We start from the raw sequence: 15,694 nt of genomic DNA on the forward strand, positions 1-15,694 counted from the left end.
CTGCCCACGGGAGGACCCCATCAGTCGGCGGGCGCCTGATCCAGGATGGACCGGACGGCAGCACGGGCTGCGGTGGGATCGGCGGCTTCGAGTGCCGCGGCGGCGGCGCGCTCGCAGCCTTCCCGGCTGACCTCCGCCAGGCCCGCTCCCACCGCGGCGACGGCGCTGGCGGCAGCGGACAAAGAGCCGATGCCGAAACCGACCAGCACACAAGCCAAGGCCGGATCGGCGGCGGCTTCCCCGCACACTCCGACGGGCTTGCCGAGGCGCAGTCCCGCCGCCGCGGTGCGGGCCACGAGGGACAGCACTGCCGGTTGCCATGGGTCGGTGAGCGCGGCCAGCTCGGGAGACATGCGGTCGGCCGCCATCGTGTATTGGGCGAGGTCGTTGGTGCCGACGGATAGGAAATCGACGTGCCGGAGAATCGCTTCCGCGGTCAGCGCGGCGGCGGGCACTTCGATCATCGCGCCCGGGACGAGGCCCCGCTCGCGGACCTTCGAGGCGAAGGATTCCGCTTCGGCCGCGGTCGAAATCATCGGCGCCATCACCCACGGCACGGGCTCGCGGCCGACCGCGGCGCGCGCGATGGCGTCCAGTTGCCGGTCGAGGATGCCCGCGTCGCGCGCGGCGACGCGGATACCACGCACGCCGAGCGCGGGATTCGGCTCGTCGGGATGGTCGGCGAATCGCAGCGGCTTGTCCGATCCGGCGTCGAGGGTCCGGATCACCACCTTCGCTCCGGCGTAGGCGTCGAACACCTCGCGGTAGATGCGCTCCTGCTCGGCCACGCTGGGCTCGGATTCCCGATCCAGGAAACACAATTCGGTGCGGAACAGACCCACTCCCTCGGCCGGTGTCCGACGCGCCGCCCGTGCACCGGCGCCGTCTTGGACGTTGACCAGCACTTCCACCCGGTGACCGTCCACCGTGGCGCCCGGCCCGGTCCACGCCGCGTCGCGAGCGACGCGCGAGCGGAACTCCTCGACCGCCCGTGCCGCGACCAGGGGGTCGGGATCGACGACGATGTGACCGGACGAGCCATCCAGCAGGACGTCTGCCCCCGCCGCCACTCCGTCGAGCCCGGCCACCGCGACAACACAGGGAATGCCGAGTTGGCGCGCGATGATCGCGGTATGGCTGGTCGGCCCGCCGAATGATGTCGCCAAACCGACGATGAGCGCTGGATCGAGCCCGGCCGCGTCCGCGGGCGCCAAGTCGTCGGCGAGCAGGATCGCGGGCTGGGCCGGTATCGGGATGCCGGGCTCCGGCGCACCGGCCAGTTCGGCGACCACTCGATCACAGACGTCACGCAAGTCGGTCACCCGCTCGGCCATCAGTCCGCCGAGCCCGGTGAACATCGCGGCGAACCGGTCGGTGGCCGCGACCGCCGCCGCCCAGGCGGGTGTGCCCGCCGCGATCAGCTTCTCGGCGGCGCCGAGCCAGCCGCGGTCGGTGGCCATCGCGGCGTCGGCGGCGAGCACCTCCGCCGCGGCGCCGCTGGCACGCGCCGCGCGTTCCCGCAAACGGCCCGCGACGGTGGTGGCGGCCGCCAGGAGCGCCGCCAGCTCGGATGCCCGATCGGACTCGGAAATCAGATCCGTCGACTCCTCGACGCGCAGCCGAGGAACCGGCCGGATCGCAGGCGCGAACGCGACCCCGGACACCGCCGGTGTGCCGTCCAGCACCACAGTTCCTGCATTTACCTGCAACGACCTGGTCATCCGTTGTCTACCTCCACGCCCGCGCCGAGCGGACCCGATTCATGTCCGCCACATTGTCGATGTGACTCAGACTACGCCACCCTCTTGACAAAGCAACACATACAGATATAAAACAACATAAACCAACATGAGCCGGGAGGGTCCGATGTACGCCGAGGAACGCCAGCAGGCCATCGCAACGCTGGTCGGGCAACGGGGGCGCGTTTCGGTCACCGAGCTGTCCGATCAGTACGGTGTCACGACCGAAACGGTCCGCCGCGACCTGGCGGTGCTCGACCGGATGGGGCTGGTCCGGCGCGTGCACGGCGGCGCGGTACCCGCCGCGGCGCTCACCGCGATCGAGCTGGGCACCGGCGAACGCGAGCACAGTCGCGCAGCGGAGAAGGACCGCATCGCGAAGGCGGCCCTGGACTTCCTGCCCCCGACCGGCGGCAGTGTGCTGTTCGACGCGGGCACCACCACGGCGCGGGTCGCCGCCCTCCTGCCAACGGATCGCGAGCTGGTCGTGGTTACCAATTCGGTGCCGATCGCGGCCCGGCTCAGCGGGCATGCCGCGGTGCGGTTGCATCTGCTCGGCGGGCGCGTCCGCGGCGTCACCCAGGCCGCTGTCGGGTCGGAGACCCAGAACATGCTCGCCGAACTGCGCGTCGATGTCGCCTTCCTCGGTACCAATGCGCTCACCCCCGCGCGCGGGCTGTCCACACCGGATTTCGATGAGGCCGCGGTGAAGCGGGCCATGGTCGCCAGCGCGCACCGCGTCGTCGTGGTGGCCGACTCCACCAAGATCGGGCGGGAGGATCTCGTGCGGTTCGCCGCCATCGAAGACGTCGACGCCCTGGTCACCGACACCGACCTGCTGGCATCGGTGCGGGCCGAGCTCACCGCGTCCGGACTCGAGGTGGTCACCGCATGATCGTCACGCTGACCGTCAATCCCAGCATCGATCGCACCGTCACCCTGACCGAACCGCTGCACCGCGGGGCCGTGCACCGCGCCGCCACCGTCAGTTCGCATCCGGGCGGCAAGGGCGTCAACGTCTCGCGGGTAGTCGCCGCGGCAGGTCACGCCACTATCGCCGTGCTGCCCGGCAACGCCGGAGACCCGCTGCTACGGGAACTCGGCGACGCGGGCATCAGCTACCGGGCCATCTCGACACCCGGGATCGCGCGGACCAATCTCACGGTCGCGGAAGTCGACGGAACCACGACGAAGATCAACGAGCCCGGCCCCGCATTGCCCACCGCGTGTGCGGATTCCCTCGCCGCGGTGCTCGACGGTCTCGCCCGCGTCGCGTCCTGGATGGTGCTGTCGGGCTCACTGCCCCCCGGGGTGCCCGCCGACTGGTATGTCACTTTGCTGCGCAGGCTGCGTGGAATCCCCGTCGCGGTCGACGCCTCCGATGCCCCGCTTCAGGCGCTCGCCGCCGAATTCGACTCGGCCGCACCGAGACTGCTGAAACCGAACACCGAGGAACTGGGACAGCTCACCGGCGACAACCCCGCCGACCTGGAAGATCCGCTGGCCGCGGCACACGCCGCCGCGACCCTGGTCGGGTATGGGGTCGGCGCGGTGCTGGCGACGCTCGGCAAGGCGGGCGCGGTCCTGGTCAACCCGGACGGCGCCTGGTACGCGGCCGCGCCGCCGGTAGCACCGCGCAGCACCGTCGGCGCCGGGGATTCGGCCTTGGCCGGTTATCTGCTCGCCGACCTGGACGGCGCCGGGCCCGCCGAACGGTTACGCCGCGCCGTCGCCTACGGCAGCGCCGCCGCCGCACTCCCGGGTACCGGCGTGCCCGGGCCGCACGACATCGATCTCGACGCCGTCTCCGTCACGGCGCTCGACGCTCTGCACAACCGCTGAAGGAGGCCGAGATGGCCGACTCGATCATCACCGGGGACCTGATCACCCTCGACACCGATCTGGGCGCCGCCAAGGAGTCCGTGATCGCCGCTCTCGCCGAACGCCTGGCCGGAACCGGCCGCGCTCAGGACGCGACAGCACTGCGCGACGCCGCGCTGGCCCGGGAAGCCCAGTCCGCGACCGGGCTTCCGGGCGGCATCGCGATTCCGCACTGCCGCGCCGCGACCGTCACCGAAGCCTCACTCGCGTTCGCGCGGCTCGCCCCGCCAGTCGATTTCGGCGCCCCGGACGGCCCCGCAGACCTCGTCTTCCTGATCGCGGCGCCGGAAGGCGCGGGCGCCGAGCACATGAAGCTGCTGTCGAGCCTGGCACGTGCGCTGGTGAAACCCGAGTTCGTCGGCGATCTGCGCGGCGCGGCGACGCCCACGGACGTGGTGGCCCTGGTCGAGGGCGTGCTCGTCGCGCCGAGTCCGACGAAGGAGGCTCCTGCCAGCACGGCCGACGCGACCACCGCAACTGCGAGCAATTCGGTCCCAGCACCAAGCGCAACCGCACCGTCCGCGACGAGCACGCTGCCCAGGGAGGAGGCACCGGTCGCCGAGCGCACGATCGTCGCGGTCACCGCCTGCCCGACCGGAATCGCCCACACCTACATGGCCGCCGATTCCCTCATCGCCGCGGGCAAACGCGCGGGTGTCACGGTGCACGTGGAAACGCAGGGCTCCAGCGGCAGCACTCCGCTCGGCGGCGAGACCATCGCGGCCGCGTCCGCGGTCATCTTCGCCACCGACGTCGGCGTGCGCGAGCGCGACCGGTTCGCGGGCAAGCCGGTCGTGACGTCCGGGGTCAAGCGCGCGATCAACGAACCGGATGCGATGATCGCCGACGCGCTGCGCGCCGCGAACGATCCCGGCGCCACCACAGTCGCCGGCCGCGCACCCGACGGAAAACCCTCCACGGCACCGGCATCGGAAGCCCTCGGCTGGGGTACTCGATTGCGCCAGATTCTGCTGACCGGCGTCAGCTACATGATCCCGTTCGTCGCGGCGGGTGGCCTGCTCATCGCGCTCGGCTTCCTGCTGGGCGGCTACGAGATCGCCGACAACGCCAAGTCCATCGTGCTGGACAACTCGCTCAGCGCGCTGCCCGACGGCGGACTGGCCACCTACCTCGGTGCGGTGATGTTCCAGCTCGGCTCGCTCGCGTTCGGCTTCCTGGTGCCCGCGCTGGCCGGCTACATCGCCTTCGCCATCGCCGACCGCCCCGGCCTGGCACCGGGTTTCACCGCGGGAGCCGTCGCGGTCTTCGTCGGCGCCGGATTCCTCGGCGGCCTCGCAGGAGGTGTGATCGCCGGGTTCGCGGCACTGTGGATCGGGAGACTCACCGTCCCCCGGTGGGCTCGGGGCCTGATTCCGGTCGTGGTGATCCCGCTGTTCGCATCGCTGGTCGTCGGCGCGGCCATGTTCATCGTGCTCGGCAAGCCACTTGCCGCCCTCACCAGCGGGCTCACCAACTGGCTCAACGGGCTGTCCGGCACGTCCGCGATCGCGCTCGGGGTCATCCTCGGCCTGATGATGTGCTTCGACCTCGGTGGACCGGTGAACAAGGCCGCCTACTCGTTCGCCGTCGCCGGGCTCAGCGTCACCGACAGCGCCTCACTGCGCATCATGGCCGCGGTCATGGCCGCGGGGATGGTGCCGCCCCTGGCCATGGCGGTGGCCACCACCATCAGGCCCCGCCTGTTCACTACCGCCGAACGCGAAAACGGCAAGGCGGCCTGGCTGCTCGGGGCGTCGTTCATCTCCGAGGGCGCCATTCCCTTCGCCGCGGCCGATCCGCTGCGGGTCATCCCATCCATGATGGCCGGCGGCGCCGTCACCGGGGCGCTGATCATGACGACCGGAACCACGCTCAGCGCACCGCACGGCGGCATCTTCGTCTTCTTCGCGGTCGGCCATATTCTCTGGTTCCTGGCGGCGCTGGCCGCCGGCACGCTTGTCGGCACGCTCTGCGTCACGGTCGCCAAAGAACTTGTCCGTCCACGCGCCGCCGCGCCCGCCCCCGCAATCGTCACCGCCGGATAACGCGTTCCCACAGAGGAGTTCCACCATGCCACAGACAACCGTCGAAGTCGGCTCGTCCATCGGCCTGCACGCCCGCCCCGCCAACATCATCGCCGAAGCCGTTCAGGCGGCGGGCGTTCCGGTCACCTTGTCGGTGGTCGGCGGCGATCCGGTCGACGCGGGCTCGGCGCTGATGATCATGACGCTCGGCGCCACCCAGGGCACCGCGGTCGTGGTCGACAGCGACGACCAAGCCGTCCTCGACAAGGTCGTCGCCCTGGTCGCCGCCGATCTCGACGCCTGAGCGGTCCACGCTACGACGACCATCCGCCGCGTCCGAGGTGGGCACGGCATGGCGAAGAGCCGAGAATGGGTGCCATGACGGCGTGGCATACGGGCGCCGCCGACGATTCGGCGGCCCACCGAGCGAATCCGGACACGGATCGGCGCGACCGGCGCACGGATTTGGTCTGGTACGCCGCTTACGGCTCGAACATGAGCTTGACCAGGCTGCGCACCTACCTGCGCGGCGGGCATCCCGACGGCGGCGCGCTCACCTTGCCCGGATGCCGCGACTGCTCCGACCCGATCCGATCGGCGCCTCTCCTGCTCCCCGGCCTGTTGTATTTCGCGACCGAATCGCTGACCTGGACCGGTGGCCGCGCCTTCTACGACCCGGGTTGCCCCGGCGAGATCGCCGTACACGCCCACCTCCTCACCACCGCTCAGTTCTCCGACATCGTGGCCCAGGAGATGTACCGCGCTCCCGGCGCGGAACTCGACCTCACCGGGGTGATCGACCGCGGCACGATCACTCTGGGCCCCGGCCGGTACGAAACCCTGGTCTGCGCGGGAACCTACGACGGCCACCCGGTCCTGAGCTTCACCGCGCCCTGGCGCTACCGGGATGTTCCGGGCAACCCGCCCGCCGCGGCCTACTTGCGGTATCTGGCGGCGGGTCTGCGCGCCGCGCACGGCTGGTCCGTTCGGACGACCGCCGGCTATCTCGCCACCCGCCCGGGCGCCGATCGCCGATGGACCCCGGATTCCGTCTATTCGCTGCTTCGGGCAGGCGCTAGGTAGGAAGACGGGGCGGCTCTGCATCTCGGTGTCGCCGATATGGCAGGCAACGTCAGTCGCTGAGCTTCGTTGTGCGTGGTTACGGCTACGACGAGACGCCCGTCCCTCCAGGGCGGGCACCAACGGCCGGGGCCCCGGCCTGGGAATCCCGATAGCTGCGCGCGACAAGTGCTGCGCGCAGATACCACACCCCGGAGGCTTGGGCGGGGTCGAACCCGGTCAGCTGACCGATGCGTTTGAGCCGGTAGTCGACGGTGTTGGTGTGGATGTGCAACGCCCGTGCGGTGCGCTGGCGGTTCAGGTTGGTGCCGATATGACGCTTCAGCGTTTCGAGGAGTTCGGGGTGCTCGTCGAGCGGATCGAGAAGGGTCCGCAACGTTTCCAGTCCGGGGCCGGGGCGGGTGAGCTGGTACTCCAGCGCCAGGTCGTCGAAGCGGTACAGCCCGCGCGTCCAGCGCAGCCGCTGCACCATGTCGAGCAGTTCGTGCGCGCGATCGGCGGCCGTGGGCACCTCGACCGGCGTCGCGGCGATCACCGTAGCGACAACCGGGACCTGCGCGGCGCCGCCGAGGCACTCCACCAGCTCGTCGAGGGCTTTGTCCTCCGGTGACGCGGACGGTAGCAGTATCGTGCCACCGTCGACGCTCAGCAGCGACAACACCGTGTCACCGCAACGGGTCGCGAGCTCGGATTGCACACGGCGCAGCTTTCGCCGCGCCACCACCGCGCCGTCGAGTCGCGGATTTCTCTCGTCGGGGTGTGCCGGAATAGCGACCGCCAGAACGGCATACGAATCTGCGATCGGAATACCGCATTCGCGCGCCATGGTGAAGGTGGGGTGCCCGCCGAGCAGGGCGGAGGCCAGCGTGTGCGCCGCGGTGTGATGTTCGCCGACCACGGCACGCAACTCGGTGACGTAAGCGCGCGACACGGTCGAGGTGATGGTGTCCAAAATTTCCAGCAGGCGGCGGCTGATGTCCTTGACGCTGTCGAAATCCGCGGCGGTCGCGTTCGCGACTATCAGGTCGAAGCCGAGCTTGAATCCCTCGTGCACGGCGTGATGGATGGTGTCGATCGGGATGCCCTCGCGCGCCCAGCCCGCCGCCGCGGTGCGCAGCAGCATCGTCTTCTCGGGGATGTCGGTGCCGTCGAGCATGCTGACGGCCAGTTCCAGGCACAGGCGGGTGATGTTGGTGATATCGCCGTTGAGCGCCTCGCCGGGTAGCGTGCGGCAGTGCGCGACGGTTTCGATGAAGTGGCCGACCATTTTGCGCGACAGATTCCGCACATCCCGCAGCGAAGAACTGGCCGGGCGGCCCGACAGGGTCAAATCCGGACCTGCCGAATCGGTGATGGACATCGTGACTCCTTCCCTCCCCGATCGCGGAAAGTACTCCACGGTAACTTGACCGGTTCGGCCTTCCGAGTGTCGCGCCCCGGGTTGGGGATACCGCCCGAAAACCGGTAGCCCGAGCCTGTGAAGGCTCACAACACGCATTCGCGCGGTCGAAATCTCTCGGTCCCCGCCGTAACGTCGGTGCCGGCAGGGTCGTCGCGCGGAGGGAGGGCCATGATTATCGGCCCGCACGAAGAAGATCGGCACGCCGAGGTGCCTGCGCACGTCGATCGTGGTCAACCCCGCCATGCCGGTCCCGATGCGCTGATCAAGATGGGTCTGGAACTGGCCCTCGTCCTGGTCGACGCGGCCGAGGCCGCGGGCAGCCTCGCCCTCGGCAGATTCGAGCACGCCACCAGCCGATGCGCCCAGGCCGGTATCCCGATCGAAGCGGTGCACGCCGTCCTGCGCGACGGCGTCGACGCGGGCCTCGGCCTCCCGGCGACCGAGTCGCCAGAACGCCGCGGGCGACGTGACCGGGTAGAGCCCGGCGTGATCAGCGAATTCCTGGAGGCACTGAACTCGGTCGTAGCGCGCAGCTACGCCAACTGAACCGGACGACGCTCAGAGTCCGGCCACCAGGGCGGCGCTTTCCAGCGCGCAGCCGTATCCGATGGTGATGCCGGAACCGCCGTGGCCGTAATTGTGGACGACGGGAATGCCCGGCAGCACGGCGGTGTCGAGTTCGAGGCGAACTTCGCCGCGGCCAGGACGCAGTCCGACCAAGGTCTCCACCACGTCGCTCTCGGCGAGCGCGGGAGCAAGATCGCGGCAGCGCCGCAGGATCGACCGGGTGAGCTCGGGATCCGGCGCGGTCTCCCACTCGCCCGGCTCCAGCGAACCGCCCAGAACGCAGTCGGAGGCCCGGGGGTGGACGTAGGCGCGGCCTAGAGGATGGGCCTCGTCCCGGATCGACACCGAAAGCCCCGGATTCGTCACCCGCACGATCTGGCCGCGGATCGGGTACACGGCGCGGTCGCCGACGAGTTCGGCGGCGCGCAGACCCGCGCAGTTGACCACGACGTCGGGCGAAAGGTCGGCGAGGTCGTCGAGCCGGTGGACAGTGCGCAGCACACGCCGCGCGCCTGCCGCGTCCACCTGAGCGCTCAGAAACGGCAGGTAGGTCGGCATCTCCACCAGCGGAACCGCGAAACGGAAGCCGAAGCCGTAGCCGGGTGGCAGTTCGGCCGGATCGGCGGCCCGGAACGAGCGCACCGACCGTGACCAGACCGGAACCGCGGGCTCGTCCCGATAGAGCGCCATCGACTCGCACATCCGCACGCCCGGCGCGCCCGCGGCGGCCAGCGCGGCCAGATGCTCGAAGGTGGTGTCGCTCCACGCCCGGACCCGGTCGGCCGGGCCCGCCGCGGTGGGAAACCACACGGCGGCGGCGAGAAAAGAGGTGGTCGCCGTGATCGGCGTGGCGCTGACGACGGTGACCTCGTGCCGGTCCCGGAGCAACTCCGCCGCGGTGGAAAGTCCCGAGATGCCCGAGCCGAGGACGACGATCCGCATGCGGGCGAGACTATCGAGCCCCGCCGCTCGCGTGACGTTTCCGCAGCACCGGCCGTGGGAGGTGGGCTCGATACGCGGCCGAGGAGGTCAGTCCTCGTCGTCGAGTGAGGTGACCCCGGTGGTCACGGCCACCATCGGCAACTGTGGCCCGACGCAGGCCGCGGTGACGGTACTGCCCGCCGCGAACCCACCGCGGCTCTCGCCGTTGCGCGCGACATCCGCCCGCAAACCGGCCTGTTCGCCCGAGCCGACCAGCGCACAGGTCCAGCTCTCCGACGCAGGTTGGCTGCTCACCGCGATGGTGCCTTCTTCTCGGGTGTCCGCCGACAGCGTCGGTCCCGCGGCGGCGAGCCCCGCACCGGTCCCGGCGACCACCACGGCGGAGCCGGTTGTCACGACAATACGTAGAGCGATCCGAAACATACGATGTCTCCCTGTTATTGGTGCAGGCCCCCCTCGTCGGCAGTTTCCGCCTCGACGCCGTTCAAACCGAGGGTCGAGACCGGGCGCCACGGGCGACCGCACGGCAACTTCGCGCGCGATCCACCGACTAGGCATGCTGCCCCGGGGTATGTCACTGACATGGACGATGGCCGCGCGACCGTCGGTGTGGAAGAAGAGTTTTTGCTGGTCGACCCGCGTACCGGCGCGCCCATGGCACGCAACGTCGAGGTGGCGCGTACGGCCGAGGACATCGGCATCGACCTGCAACTCGAGCTGACTCGTTGCCAGGTGGAGGCCAACACCGCGGTCCACACCGATATCGCCGCGCTGCACCGGCAACTGCGTGAGCTGCGGCGCGGTGTCTCCTCGTGCGCCGAGCAGAACGACGCGCGCTTGCTGGCGGTGGGCATTCCGCCGACCGTGCCGCACGAATACCCGGTCACCCCGACACCGCGCTATAAGCGGATCGAGGAGAACTACGGTCTGCTCGCACACGAGCAGGGACTGTCGGGGTGCCACGTGCACATCGGCATCCCCGATTGCGAGACCGCGATCCAGGTGAGCAACTATCTACGGCCGTGGCTGCCGCAACTGCTGGCGATGACGGCGAACTCGGCGATCTACCGCGGCACCGAGACCGGATTCGCCAGTTGGCGCAGCATCTTGTGGCGACGCTGGCCCAGCGCCGGACCGCCGCCGTACTTCGAGTCCGCGCGCGACTACGAGGCGATGGTCGCGATGATGCTCAACAGCGGCAGCATCCTGGACAAGCAGATGGTCTACTGGGATGTCCGCCCGTCGGTCTCGTTCCCCACCGTCGAGATTCGGGTGAGCGATATACCCGCCACGGTCGAGGAGACCGCACTGTTGGCCGCGCTGGTGCGCGCGATCGTCGTCATGGCGCGAAAGTCCTTGGCCGAGGGGCATGTCGCGCCCGCGGTGCCCGCCGAGGTGCTGCGAGCGGCGTACTGGAAGGCGGCGCGTTCGGGGCTGGTCGGAGATGGTGTCGACCCGCACGACGGCCAGGTGGCGCCCATCCGCACGCTGCTGCGCCGCTTGATCGACTACGCCGCCCCCGCCCTCGAGGAGGCGGGCGACCGAGAGTTCGTCGACGAGGCGTTCGCCCGCCTGCTCGCCCGCGGCAACGGTGCGTTCCGGCAATTGGCAGCGTTGCGGGCGCATGGTGAGGTCGACGACGTCGTCGAGGAGGTGGCTCGCGCGACCCTCGAAGGGTGCGACCAGCCATGAGCTCCCCGTGCTGTGCGGAATTCGACCCGGTGGGACCGGTGTGCAGGTCAGCCGAGCGCGACCGTCGCCAAGTGCGGTGACGTCGGACGCGGCGAACCGTTCGCCGGTTCGATCGTGACAACGAAGACGTCCGCCGGATCGAACCGGGTCGACACGCCGGCCTGCGGCACCGTGGTCAGCACACCCGCCGAGCGCACTGCACCCGTGGAGGAGACCACCCACAGCTGATAGGCCCGTCCGGATGGCGGCGCGGGCACCGCGTCGAACGTCACCGCGACGGCATGCAGCCGGTCCGACGTGCTCACCCTGAGGGTGCCCCCGACCGTCGACTCGACCACGCGGGACCGCGAATCCGGTTGCTGCAGAATCTGTTCGGCGGTGACCGGCGCGGCATGATGCCCGGCGATCCGGTCGGCGACCACCACGGCGCCCGCACCGGCGCCGATGATCACGGCGACCGCGACGGCCAGGCGAGCCGCCCGCGGCAGGCGACCGGACACCGACCGGGCACCGTGCCGCCGGGATCGCGCGCCCTGGCACGAGTCGTCGATCGCTCGGAGGATCTTCGACTCCAGCGTCGGCGGCGGATTCACCGCGTCGACCGCGCTCAGCGCCGCCAATGTCTCCTGCGTCCGGTGCACCGTGGCGGCGAATGCCGCAGCCGTCCCGGAATCGGCCTTCGCCACCCGGTTTTCGATGTGCCTGCGCTCGATCTCGGCCACCGCGTCCATCGCGTAGGGATACGCCAGGTCGAGCAGGTCGGTGCGGGACTGCTCGGTCTCGGTCATGGTCCGCCACCTTCACGGAGAAGAGCATCCGCGGCCGCCGGTCGCGCCTTCGCGGCTACCTCGCGAACCCGGTACATCGGTGGCGACGAACCGCGGGCGCGGGCTCTCCCGCCATGGCGTCGGCTCTCGTGCTGTATGCCAACCCGCATGCCTTGACTTCGCGGCGCACCGCCTCATGGATTGGATTCCTCGCGATATTCGCCGCGACTCGGGTAGGCTGCGCCGGTCATGCGTCACTGTCGGGTGCGCTGGTGAGCGTCGCGGGGGCTTCAGCGGCCCGTGCGTCGGACCACGGAGATCGCCGCAAGACCCGGTCGCCAATGCAGAGGGGAACACGGATGTCCACGAGGCTGCGCGACGAGCGCGACACCCCGCTCGACCACGTCACCGTGACGCTCGGCTGGGACCCGGCCACGCCCTCGCGCTGGTTCGGCCGCCGGAAGGACATCGATCTCAACGCCGCCGCGCTGCTGTTCGCCGGCGACCGGCTCATCGACGTCGTCTATCACGAGCGACTCAGCTCGACGGACGGCTCGGTGCGGCTGCACGGCGACAGCATCACCGGTGAGGGCGAGGGCGACGACGAGATCATCACCGTCGACCTCACCCGGATTCCCGCCGAGGTCACGACGGTGCTCTTCCTCGTCACCTGTTACACCGGGCAGACCTTCGAGCAGATCGCCAACGCCTACTGCCGGGTCATGGACAGCGCCGCCGGCACGCAGATCGCCCGCTACGACCTGACCGACGGCGGCGACCACACCGGCTTGGTGCTGGGCACAGTTCGGCGCACCGACGGTGTCTGGCACTTCGACACCGTCGGCAAGGGTGTGCGGGCGAGGCATCCGGTCGAGGCGGTGCCGCTGCTCGCCGGCCTCGTCTAGCGCGAGCATCGGCTTCGCTTGCGGCCCAACGCTTTCGCCGCCCAGCAGTCCTCCATCGGGTAACCCCCGGATCGTCCGGCACCGCATTTCGTGTCGCGGGGAGCCTCCAGGCCGCCACCGCCGCAGCGCCGAAATCGCAGGCGCGGATGCCGTCCGATTGGAATGCCTGCACGCGGGTAGTAGCCATGCAGGAGGTGTGACATGCCCAAAGAATGGACGGAGAAGGAAGAGCGACAGTACGAGCACGTCAAGGACTCGTCGAAGAGCCGGGGGGCGAGTACCAAGCGCGCGAAGGAGATCGCCGCGCGCACGGTGAACAAGAACCGGGCGCAGGAGGGGAAGACCAAGACCGCGAGCCGGACCTCGACCCGCGACAAGTCCCCGCAGCAGCGTGGCGGCCAGCGCTCTGGGAGCAGCGGGCCGAAGGGCCCGACCAGGGACCAGCTGTACAACGAAGCGAAGAAACGCAATATCAAGGGCCGCTCCACGATGACCAAGGGTCAGCTGGAGAAGGCACTCGGGCGCGGTTGAGGCCGCCCGTGCGGCAGAGGAGGTCTCATGACAGAGACGGCACGGACCGGTCCGCCCGCGAATACGAGGTCGGTCACGGAGCTCATCGATGACGCCACCGCACAGATATCCCGGCTCATCCGCGACGAACTCCAGCTCGCCCGACTGGAGATGCGACAGAAGGGCAAGCGGTTCGGCCGCGGGGCGGGACTGACCGGCGTCGCCGCGCTGCTGGCGTTCTACGGCGGTGCGGCGGTGGTCGCCGCGGCGGTCCTCGGGCTTGCGGAGCTGCTGCCGGGTTGGGCCGCCGCGCTGATCGTCGCCGGCGCGCTCTTGACGGTCGCGGCGATCCTCGGCCTGTTCGGGAAGAAGGAGGTGGAGAACGCCGCTCCGCCGATACCGCGGGAGGCGATCGAGGGAGTGCACGAGGACATCGAGGTGATCAAGGACAGGAGATGAGGATGAGCAACAGCAAGTCGCCCAGCGGGCCGGACGAGGCCGCCGCGGCGCTGCGGCGCGACCTCGACACCGCTCGGGAGGAACTCGGCAGGGCGGTCGAAGAACTCGGCCACAAGCTCGACGTGCCTGCGCGGAGCAAGGACAAGGCGCACGACGCCGTCGAGGCGACGAAGCACGCGGCGTCCGAAGCGGCGCTCACGGTCTCGGACAAAGCCGAGCAGGCCAAAGCGAGCGCCGCGGATCTCGCCCACCGTGTCACGGCGGCGACGCCCGCACCGGTGCTCGCGCGCGGTAAGCGCGCCGCCGGAACATTGCGCGCGAACCCGATCCCAGCCGCCCTCGCCGCGGCGGCAGCCGCGGTGCTCGTGTGGCGGATCATGCGGTGGCGGCGATGAAGACGCTCTACAAACCGCTCGGCCTGCTGATCAGCGTTCTCGGCGGCCTGGTGGCGAACGCGGTGTTCACCCGGGTGTGGACCCGGGTCACCGGCGAGGAGCAGGCCCCCGCCGCGACCGCGCGGAATTACACCTGGCGCGAGGTGCTATTCGCTGCGGCACTGCAGGGCGCCGTCTTCGGGTTGGTGAAGGCGGCGATCGATCGCGCGGGCGCGGCGGGTTTCCGCTCGCTGACGGGCACTTGGCCCGAATAACACTGCTGCACAGGGTTTTCTGGTGGGCGTATGTCCCAGCTCGCAACCCGTGGCGGCTCGAGCACACTCCGGGTGGGTCCACCGGCGGCGGCGCCGCTGCCGTCAGCACCGGAATGGCCGCGCTCGCAGTCGGTTCCGATGGTGGAGGGTCACCACTCGTCGAGAACGAGCGACGCCTCCGCGGCTCGACGTCACCCAACGGGCGTGATCGACGCCCGCAGGGTCTCCGCCAAGGGCACGGGCGGCCTGCCGAGCAGGCGCGCGAGGGTGGTGTCGGCCGACGCGAAATGACCCAGTCGGCTCGCGGCGAACAAACCGAGAAGCATGTCGGCTGCCGACTCGCGCAGGCCGCGGGCGAGCAGGCTCGCGCGATACTCGGCCTCGGTGACGACGACCCGGCGGATGGGACGCCCGGTGAGCCGCGCGCCGATCACCGCGACGCCCGTCATGTCGATCGCCTCGGAGCCGGTGAGCGCGGGAGTTATGCCGTCGAGTTCGTCCTCGGTGAGTGCAAGCGCCGCAGCCTCGGCGAGGTCCGCATGCGTGGTCCACGCGACCGGACCATCCTCCGGCGCGATCAGCTCCCCGGTTTGCACGGCCGCGCCCAGCAGCATGGCCGCCGACGCGGCGTAGAAGCCGTTGCGCAGGGCGGTGAAGGCAACACCGCAGTTCCGCAGCGCCGCCTCGGTGGCGGCATGGTCCGGCATCGGCGGGAACGGAGAAGACCGGTTCGCGCCCATGTGGCTGGTGTAGACGATGCGCTCGGCTCCCGCGGCTACCGCCGCCTCTATGGCCGCACGGTGGTGGCGCACCGCCGTTTCACCCGTGCTGTTGGTCGACACCACTAGAACCTTCGACGCGCCCTCGAAGGCGTGCACAAGGCCGGCGGGGTCGGCGAAATCGCCGCGGCGGACCCGCACACCCCGCTCTTCCAGATCGCGCGCCCCTTCCGGGTCGCGCACGCTGACGCCGATCTGTCTTGCGGGGATGCGCTCGAGCAGACACTCAGTGACAGCCCGGCCCAGCTGCCCGTTGGCTCCGGTGACGATGATCATGGAGATCTCCTTTTGTTTCCAG

The 15,694-nt window shown here is 70.1% G+C and carries 18 protein-coding genes and 1 pseudogene; 13 read left to right on the forward strand and 6 right to left on the reverse strand.

Annotated elements, in window-relative coordinates; all coding sequences use genetic code 11:
- Positions 1 to 20: 20 nt before the first annotated feature.
- Complete coding sequence (locus tag ACWPXK_RS13780; RefSeq protein WP_454196509.1) at positions 21 to 1,721, reverse strand: putative PEP-binding protein; 1,701 nt, start codon at positions 1,719 to 1,721, stop codon at positions 21 to 23.
- A 145-nt stretch (positions 1,722 to 1,866) separates the two neighbouring features.
- Here ACWPXK_RS13780 and ACWPXK_RS13785 point away from each other — a divergent pair, with 145 nt between their 5' ends.
- From ACWPXK_RS13785 to ACWPXK_RS13805, 5 genes are all read left to right on the forward strand, one after another.
- Positions 1,867 to 2,634 (forward strand): DeoR/GlpR family DNA-binding transcription regulator, encoded by a 768-nt coding sequence (locus ACWPXK_RS13785; RefSeq protein ID WP_454197032.1) that lies wholly within the window; start codon positions 1,867 to 1,869, stop codon positions 2,632 to 2,634.
- Positions 2,631 to 3,581: a 1-phosphofructokinase family hexose kinase gene (locus ACWPXK_RS13790; protein WP_454196510.1), complete on the forward strand. Its 951-nt coding sequence runs from the start codon at positions 2,631 to 2,633 to the stop codon at positions 3,579 to 3,581. Before ACWPXK_RS13785 ends, ACWPXK_RS13790 begins: the two co-directional genes overlap by 4 nt.
- 11 nt (positions 3,582 to 3,592) lie before the next feature.
- Entirely contained in the window at positions 3,593 to 5,665 is a 2,073-nt protein-coding gene (locus ACWPXK_RS13795) for a PTS fructose transporter subunit IIABC (RefSeq protein ID WP_454196511.1), read from the forward strand.
- A gap of 25 nt (positions 5,666 to 5,690) precedes the next feature.
- Entirely contained in the window at positions 5,691 to 5,948 is a 258-nt protein-coding gene (locus tag ACWPXK_RS13800) for an HPr family phosphocarrier protein (protein ID WP_454196512.1), read from the forward strand.
- 74 nt (positions 5,949 to 6,022) lie between these two features.
- On the forward strand, positions 6,023 to 6,727 hold the full coding sequence (locus ACWPXK_RS13805; RefSeq protein ID WP_454196513.1) for a histone deacetylase: 705 nt from the start codon (positions 6,023 to 6,025) through the stop codon (positions 6,725 to 6,727).
- Positions 6,728 to 6,809: 82 nt separating this feature from the next.
- On the opposite strand, the gene ACWPXK_RS13810 is transcribed toward ACWPXK_RS13805, so the two are convergent.
- Complete coding sequence (locus ACWPXK_RS13810) at positions 6,810 to 8,084, reverse strand: PucR family transcriptional regulator (protein ID WP_454196514.1); 1,275 nt, start codon at positions 8,082 to 8,084, stop codon at positions 6,810 to 6,812.
- 210 nt (positions 8,085 to 8,294) lie between these two features.
- Here ACWPXK_RS13810 and ACWPXK_RS13815 point away from each other — a divergent pair, with 210 nt between their 5' ends.
- A complete protein-coding gene (locus tag ACWPXK_RS13815; RefSeq protein WP_454196515.1) occupies positions 8,295 to 8,672 on the forward strand; it encodes a hypothetical protein in 378 nt (125 codons plus the stop codon).
- A 12-nt stretch (positions 8,673 to 8,684) separates the two neighbouring features.
- On the opposite strand, the gene ACWPXK_RS13820 is transcribed toward ACWPXK_RS13815, so the two are convergent.
- A complete protein-coding gene (locus ACWPXK_RS13820) occupies positions 8,685 to 9,635 on the reverse strand; it encodes an FAD-dependent oxidoreductase (RefSeq protein WP_454196516.1) in 951 nt (316 codons plus the stop codon).
- Positions 9,636 to 9,722: 87 nt separating this feature from the next.
- The gene (locus ACWPXK_RS13825; protein ID WP_454196517.1) at positions 9,723 to 10,031 is read right to left on the reverse strand and encodes a hypothetical protein; all 309 of its coding nucleotides are present in this window, start codon (positions 10,029 to 10,031) and stop codon (positions 9,723 to 9,725) included.
- 186 nt (positions 10,032 to 10,217) lie between these two features.
- Between ACWPXK_RS13825 and ACWPXK_RS13830 the strand changes: the two genes are divergently transcribed.
- Entirely contained in the window at positions 10,218 to 11,327 is a 1,110-nt protein-coding gene (locus tag ACWPXK_RS13830) for a carboxylate-amine ligase (RefSeq protein ID WP_454196518.1), read from the forward strand.
- 47 nt (positions 11,328 to 11,374) lie between these two features.
- On the opposite strand, the gene ACWPXK_RS13835 is transcribed toward ACWPXK_RS13830, so the two are convergent.
- Positions 11,375 to 12,115 carry an anti-sigma factor gene (locus ACWPXK_RS13835; protein ID WP_454196519.1) on the reverse strand — a complete coding sequence of 247 codons (741 nt, stop codon included), beginning with the start codon at positions 12,113 to 12,115 and terminating at the stop codon, positions 11,375 to 11,377.
- A 320-nt stretch (positions 12,116 to 12,435) separates the two neighbouring features.
- On the opposite strand from ACWPXK_RS13835, the gene ACWPXK_RS13840 reads away from it, so the two are divergent.
- From ACWPXK_RS13840 to ACWPXK_RS13865, 6 genes and pseudogenes are all read left to right on the forward strand, one after another.
- Positions 12,436 to 12,999, forward strand: coding sequence for a TerD family protein (locus ACWPXK_RS13840; protein WP_454196520.1), 564 nt, complete (start codon positions 12,436 to 12,438; stop codon positions 12,997 to 12,999).
- 201 nt (positions 13,000 to 13,200) lie between these two features.
- Positions 13,201 to 13,530, forward strand: a complete 330-nt coding sequence (locus tag ACWPXK_RS13845; protein ID WP_454196521.1) for a plasmid stabilization protein — start codon at positions 13,201 to 13,203, stop codon at positions 13,528 to 13,530.
- A 27-nt stretch (positions 13,531 to 13,557) separates the two neighbouring features.
- Positions 13,558 to 13,968, forward strand: coding sequence for a phage holin family protein (locus tag ACWPXK_RS13850; protein ID WP_454196522.1), 411 nt, complete (start codon positions 13,558 to 13,560; stop codon positions 13,966 to 13,968).
- 2 nt (positions 13,969 to 13,970) lie between these two features.
- Complete coding sequence (locus ACWPXK_RS13855) at positions 13,971 to 14,363, forward strand: DUF3618 domain-containing protein (protein WP_454196523.1); 393 nt, start codon at positions 13,971 to 13,973, stop codon at positions 14,361 to 14,363.
- Positions 14,360 to 14,617, forward strand: coding sequence for a DUF4235 domain-containing protein (locus ACWPXK_RS13860; RefSeq protein WP_454196524.1), 258 nt, complete (start codon positions 14,360 to 14,362; stop codon positions 14,615 to 14,617). The genes ACWPXK_RS13855 and ACWPXK_RS13860 overlap by 4 nt, the downstream gene beginning before the upstream one ends.
- Positions 14,605 to 14,757, forward strand: a pseudogene (locus ACWPXK_RS13865) (amidase family protein); the annotation flags it as partial. The gene ACWPXK_RS13860 and the pseudogene ACWPXK_RS13865, both read left to right, overlap by 13 nt.
- Positions 14,758 to 14,808: 51 nt before the next feature.
- Here the strand turns inward: ACWPXK_RS13865 and ACWPXK_RS13870 are convergent.
- A complete protein-coding gene (locus tag ACWPXK_RS13870) occupies positions 14,809 to 15,672 on the reverse strand; it encodes an NAD(P)H-binding protein (protein WP_454196525.1) in 864 nt (287 codons plus the stop codon).
- Positions 15,673 to 15,694: the final 22 nt, after the last annotated feature.

The organism is Nocardia sp. Marseille-Q1738, from assembly GCF_965283145.1.

Coding starts and splice junctions, on each gene's coding strand:
- ACWPXK_RS13810 (WP_454196514.1), bottom strand. CDS start 8,084: ATGTCCATCACCGATTCGGCAGGTCCGGATTTGACCCTGTCGGGCCGC.
- ACWPXK_RS13850 (WP_454196522.1), top strand. CDS start 13,558: ATGACAGAGACGGCACGGACCGGTCCGCCCGCGAATACGAGGTCGGTC.
- ACWPXK_RS13805 (WP_454196513.1), top strand. CDS start 6,023: ATGACGGCGTGGCATACGGGCGCCGCCGACGATTCGGCGGCCCACCGA.
- ACWPXK_RS13830 (WP_454196518.1), top strand. CDS start 10,218: ATGGACGATGGCCGCGCGACCGTCGGTGTGGAAGAAGAGTTTTTGCTG.
- ACWPXK_RS13820 (WP_454196516.1), bottom strand. CDS start 9,635: ATGCGGATCGTCGTCCTCGGCTCGGGCATCTCGGGACTTTCCACCGCG.
- ACWPXK_RS13860 (WP_454196524.1), top strand. CDS start 14,360: ATGAAGACGCTCTACAAACCGCTCGGCCTGCTGATCAGCGTTCTCGGC.
- ACWPXK_RS13785 (WP_454197032.1), top strand. CDS start 1,867: ATGTACGCCGAGGAACGCCAGCAGGCCATCGCAACGCTGGTCGGGCAA.
- ACWPXK_RS13835 (WP_454196519.1), bottom strand. CDS start 12,115: ATGACCGAGACCGAGCAGTCCCGCACCGACCTGCTCGACCTGGCGTAT.
- ACWPXK_RS13845 (WP_454196521.1), top strand. CDS start 13,201: ATGCCCAAAGAATGGACGGAGAAGGAAGAGCGACAGTACGAGCACGTC.
- ACWPXK_RS13795 (WP_454196511.1), top strand. CDS start 3,593: ATGGCCGACTCGATCATCACCGGGGACCTGATCACCCTCGACACCGAT.
- ACWPXK_RS13800 (WP_454196512.1), top strand. CDS start 5,691: ATGCCACAGACAACCGTCGAAGTCGGCTCGTCCATCGGCCTGCACGCC.
- ACWPXK_RS13870 (WP_454196525.1), bottom strand. CDS start 15,672: ATGATCATCGTCACCGGAGCCAACGGGCAGCTGGGCCGGGCTGTCACT.
- ACWPXK_RS13815 (WP_454196515.1), top strand. CDS start 8,295: ATGATTATCGGCCCGCACGAAGAAGATCGGCACGCCGAGGTGCCTGCG.
- ACWPXK_RS13840 (WP_454196520.1), top strand. CDS start 12,436: ATGCAGAGGGGAACACGGATGTCCACGAGGCTGCGCGACGAGCGCGAC.
- ACWPXK_RS13855 (WP_454196523.1), top strand. CDS start 13,971: ATGAGCAACAGCAAGTCGCCCAGCGGGCCGGACGAGGCCGCCGCGGCG.
- ACWPXK_RS13780 (WP_454196509.1), bottom strand. CDS start 1,721: ATGACCAGGTCGTTGCAGGTAAATGCAGGAACTGTGGTGCTGGACGGC.
- ACWPXK_RS13790 (WP_454196510.1), top strand. CDS start 2,631: ATGATCGTCACGCTGACCGTCAATCCCAGCATCGATCGCACCGTCACC.